Here is a 324-nt window from a genome sequence, read left to right on the forward strand (position 1 = left end):
ATCGCCGATAATGTCTACCGCGGCCTTGCATCTATCGACCATGATGGAATAGATGTTTATAGGGAACGCTACAGGACTTTTTTAAAGGAGATAACCGACCTGGATGCAGAGCTGTGGGTCCATGGATGTCTTGACCAATACGCAGGCGTTTAGAAATCTCGGTTGTTCGGTCAGGCCGACAGGGGGGGTCTCGAAGACGTCGCTTTTTCTGAGGATCGTTCCTCCGTGATGTATTATCCCCCCTACCGAACTTTGGGTAAGGGGAATGGCATCACCGTCCAAAAGCCCCTCGTAGCCGCGACGAATTCCCACAACATCAAGACC

The 324-nt window shown here is 51.5% G+C and carries 1 protein-coding gene; it reads right to left on the minus strand.

All coding sequences use genetic code 11. The features are described from left to right. Nucleotides 1-81: 81 nt before the first annotated feature. The coding region (locus EZM41_RS01235; protein WP_342449189.1) for a 2-amino-4-hydroxy-6-hydroxymethyldihydropteridine diphosphokinase at nt 82-324 on the minus strand (243 nt) is incomplete at its 5' end.

It is taken from the genome of Acetomicrobium sp. S15 = DSM 107314 (assembly GCF_016125955.1).
Lineage (GTDB): Bacteria > Synergistota > Synergistia > Synergistales > Thermosynergistaceae > Thermosynergistes > Thermosynergistes pyruvativorans.